Source organism: Mesorhizobium waitakense (assembly GCF_056431085.1).
This window is the reverse complement of the sequence record NZ_JBWKME010000199.1, coordinates 1-3,729: the sequence shown is the minus strand read 5'-3', so window position 1 is coordinate 3,729 and position 3,729 is coordinate 1. Positions and strand designations below refer to the sequence as shown.

At 61.4% G+C, this 3,729-nt stretch carries 8 protein-coding genes; all 8 read right to left on the bottom strand.

Annotated elements, in window-relative coordinates:
* Nucleotides 1-400: hypothetical protein (locus tag AC07FD_RS36535; protein WP_478353777.1), on the bottom strand; the 400-nt coding region annotated here is incomplete at its 3' end.
* Between the two features lie 61 nt (nucleotides 401-461).
* The gene (locus AC07FD_RS36530) at nucleotides 462-806 is read right to left on the bottom strand and encodes a hypothetical protein (protein ID WP_478353776.1); all 345 of its coding nucleotides are present in this window, start codon (nucleotides 804-806) and stop codon (nucleotides 462-464) included.
* A gap of 99 nt (nucleotides 807-905) precedes the next feature.
* Nucleotides 906-1,331 (bottom strand): hypothetical protein, encoded by a 426-nt coding sequence (locus AC07FD_RS36525; RefSeq protein WP_478353775.1) that lies wholly within the window; start codon nucleotides 1,329-1,331, stop codon nucleotides 906-908.
* Nucleotides 1,331-1,561, bottom strand: a complete 231-nt coding sequence (locus AC07FD_RS36520; RefSeq protein ID WP_478353774.1) for a cold-shock protein — start codon at nucleotides 1,559-1,561, stop codon at nucleotides 1,331-1,333. Before AC07FD_RS36520 ends, AC07FD_RS36525 begins: the two co-directional genes overlap by 1 nt.
* Nucleotides 1,562-1,727: 166 nt before the next feature.
* The gene (locus AC07FD_RS36515; RefSeq protein ID WP_478353773.1) at nucleotides 1,728-2,267 is read right to left on the bottom strand and encodes an HK97 family phage prohead protease; all 540 of its coding nucleotides are present in this window, start codon (nucleotides 2,265-2,267) and stop codon (nucleotides 1,728-1,730) included.
* Nucleotides 2,264-2,449 carry a hypothetical protein gene (locus tag AC07FD_RS36510; RefSeq protein ID WP_478353772.1) on the bottom strand — a complete coding sequence of 62 codons (186 nt, stop codon included), beginning with the start codon at nucleotides 2,447-2,449 and terminating at the stop codon, nucleotides 2,264-2,266. Before AC07FD_RS36510 ends, AC07FD_RS36515 begins: the two co-directional genes overlap by 4 nt.
* Nucleotides 2,450-2,453: 4 nt before the next feature.
* A complete protein-coding gene (locus AC07FD_RS36505) occupies nucleotides 2,454-3,461 on the bottom strand; it encodes a phage major capsid protein (protein ID WP_478353771.1) in 1,008 nt (335 codons plus the stop codon).
* Between the two features lie 46 nt (nucleotides 3,462-3,507).
* Nucleotides 3,508-3,729: hypothetical protein (locus AC07FD_RS36500; protein WP_478353770.1), on the bottom strand; the 222-nt coding region annotated here is incomplete at its 5' end.

Sequence of the window (3,729 nt, the reverse complement as noted above, 5' to 3'; positions counted from 1 at the left end):
CGCTGACCAGTTGGTAGCCATCGCCGAAGGGATCGAAGGCCAAGAGATAACCAAGTGCGGCCACCTGTTCGGAGGATGATATCGGCACCACGGCATCGTAGCCGGTGCCGCCCTGGCCGATGAAATTCGTGCCCGGAGGATAGCCGGCTTCCGGCCCCCAGCAGATGTGGATGGTGTTGTAACCGGTGACCTTGGTGTCGGTGCGAGCACCACCAATGACCGGGATCCCATCGACCTTGTAGGTGCCGATGACGATCGGGATAGGGCGGCCAAGAACCTTGGAAACCGAATACGGCGACGCGGCCGAAACCGGCTCCGGCTGCGTGGCGGTGTTCTCCGGTGGCGTCTGGACCCAATGCGCACCAGCATTCGACTTCCCTGGTGTTGCGAACCAGACCATCAGGCTGCATCCTCTTCCTGTGTCATGTGCGCGTGGCTGGCGGCGAGCAGTTCGCGGGCGGTCATCGCCTACGCTCCGCTACGGCCGTTTCCTTGTCGACCAGCCGCAATTCGTTGGCGAGCCGCTGCGATCGATCGATCGTCGAGTTGATCTCGCGGTTCAGCGCCATGACCTGGCCCGCGTCTTTCTTCCGCAGTGCTGATCGCACCAGCTTGCGCATCCCGTCGAGCCGGGATCGAAGATCGACATAGTCGGCGAGCAGTTCCAGTTCCCCTGCGGTTGCGAAGCCTTTCCAGCCCTTTTCAGTCGCCAAGAGAGCGGAAAATTCGCCCTTTTGACGCGGATTCATCCATGTCGGAGCGAGCGAAATGGCGGATTTCTGCGGTTTTGCTGGCGGTTTGGCCATTTCAGACCCCTGAAATATTCAAACGGGTAGAAAAAATCTCTCCGTGACCCCGGAGCGGTTGGGGCACCCGTTCGGTTTTACGATGGCAGACCCCCTTGGTCATGCTGCTTCCAGGTAGCCGCAGAGATCCCAAACGTCCTGGGTGTCGGTCGCGATGACCATTGCGGTGGCGTAGCGCTTGGCGATGCTCAGGGTCTCAGGCGTGTTGATGGTGACGCCTTGCCCCGCAACGAATGATACCTGACCTGTGCCCCCTTGAACGACGATGCGCGATGTACCGGGTACGAACGGCACGGCCGAGTAAGGCGGAACGATGATCGACACCGCGCTTGAACTTGTCGTCCTGATGAACCTCTCCCGCATTGACAGGGTGAAGGTCATGCCGGCGAAGAACTCCACCTGTTCGGGAATGTCGAGGATCGCCCCAGCTTCAGCGCGAAGGATGCCGCCTGACCTGATCACGATGACCCCGCCAGCTTCGACGGTGAGCCTGTCGGACTCTGCTTCGTTGCGGACCTTGTTCATCAGTTTGCCAGCCTGATGTTGCGCGCCTCAGGCTTGCCGGAGCGCTCGCTGATGCCATCGTCGAATGAGACCTTGGCGCCGACGTGCAGCTCGTCGAAGCCTGCGAGGTTGGTTACATGGGCGAACAGGTCGCGATCGGCACCATCGGGACGGATGAAGCCGAAGCCGCGCTCGGCCTGCCAGCTTACAACGACGCCAGTGCGGATTGCTGTCTTGTGACCGATCAGCATGTGCAGGCCTCCCGTTGATAGGTCACCGCCTGGCCGACGTTCACGGTTACGACCAAGCGGGAAATCGTGGAGTGCACGATTGAACGGAGTGCCGGCGACCAGTGAATTCCCACCAGTCGCCGGCAAGCATGGCTGCCCGTCTCAAAGGCCGCATGCTGAAACTGTGTCATTTGGCTGCCACCATCTGTGCCAGGCGCAGGCGTGCTGCATCGAGACGCGGCGTCTTGCTTGCGGATCTGCCGGTGATCAGGGCGCCCGCATTTGCTGGCACGCTGACAAAGCTGAACTCAAGCATTTCGCAGCTAGTGAACTTCTGCCCGGCCCATGGCTTTGTCGGGTCGATCGGCTGCCACTTCAACGGCAGGAAGCCGATTGACGTGCTGTTGACGACGCCGGCCTTGATGAGCCCATACACCTCGTCGCTCTTGGCGCTCACGCCCTCGTCGGGGAATTGCACCAGGGCAGCAAGCTTGCCGCCTTCGACGTTGACGCTCAGTGCCTTGGCAATGGGATGATCGGAATCGTGCTGCCAAAGGACAGTCGGCGACTTGCGGAAGGCGTCGAGCTTGATGCCAGCCTGATCGATGATATCGCCTTGGCGATCAACATCGCCGGTCGAGACGATGGCGCGGACCTGTCGGGCGCCGATGCCGGCTCCAGCGAACTTCAGGACGGCTGGCGATGCGTGGCGGACGATCTCAGTCATTTGCCGAGATCCTTCAGCGCGGCGCCCAGCGACTTCGCCAAGGCGGCTGCCACCTCCTTGGTCATATCGACGGCCAGCAGCTCGCCAAGTCGGGTCTTGAGAACCAGCCGGACCCGATCATTGTGGGGTTCGGCCGATACGCCGAACGGTGGATTGACCATTTCGATGTCGAGATAGCGCATGGCTCTAGTTCCCCAACAGCGCGACGAGTGGTCCGGCAGTTGTGGTGTCGCCGAGATCATGAACGTTGATGTCGAACCGCTCGGTCGCACGGCAGCCGATCTGATCGTACTCCATGTACCTGTCTTCGGTCGTCTGGACGGTCACGCCGCGTCGGTCGCCGAGCGTGGCAGCCAGGCTGAGATCCCCAAAGGCAATCATCACCTTGCCAGACTGGTCGCCAGCGCCGGGCAGGCTCGGGATCGGCTCGATCGGCCATGAAAGATACTGCATCATCGGTCGTGGACCGCTTGCGGTCATGGTCATGCCGGCAGCGGTGGCGCCAAGCCGTGCGAATGTGCGTCCAACGGCATAGGCCGAACAAAACCACTTTGCGCTCGGTAGAGCATATTCAGGGCACAGCGCCACCAGTGCGGCCAGGTCTGTGGCGTCGAGTTCGTCAAAGGTGTCGTGGGCGCTGCCGGGTGCGGTAATGACGGATGCGGTGTGAGTGCCGTCGATCAGCTTGACGTTCACGCCAGTGATGCCGCCGTATGGGCTGGTGCCGTCGCCATTCCAGCCGCACGAGTCCTCCAGCGCTGCCAGAGCGTAGGCGGCATCCTCGGCGAAGTCCTGGCCAAGGTCGACCGTCTCATCCTCCCCGAGTTCGCTGGACATGCGAGACAGCGCCGCCGCTTTTTTTGCGTTGAGTGCGACGGTGCTCCAAGCACGATCCTGCTCGGCGATCAGCGCATTCTCGCCAACGAAGGCGGCCGTCAAGCCGGTATTCAGACGAGGGAATGAGCGCGAATCCGAACCCATGCGTTTCACGTCGGCGTTGCGTCGGAACGTGCCTGCCAGGGCGCGAACCTTGATGATGCCCGCCTCAATTTCGGTCGGAACGAGGAAGCCGCCGGCCGGACCGGACAGCTCGCCCTGGGCCTTCTGCAGAACGACACCGTTTTTCCCGCACCAGGCCTTTGCGAGATCATCGCCTTTATGCAGCGCGGCTCGGAAAAACATCCCGGCCTTCAAGGCGGTGGCGTCGTCGTCGAAGGCGCGCAGTCGGGAAAGGAATTGGTTATGGGCGACGTGCATTTTCGAGCTCCTCGACGAATTCGCCGGTTGAAATCCAGCCTTCGGCGGCTGCGACCTGCAGAAATCTGTAAGCCTGACTGCCGGAGTTGCTGAGCCGGCCAGTGAACGCCCAGCCCTCACCAGGCAGCGGGGCTGAATATTTGATTTGCTTGCTTAGGGGTTGTTGATATTCAGGATTCCACTTCGGGCTTGATCGTGATTCAAG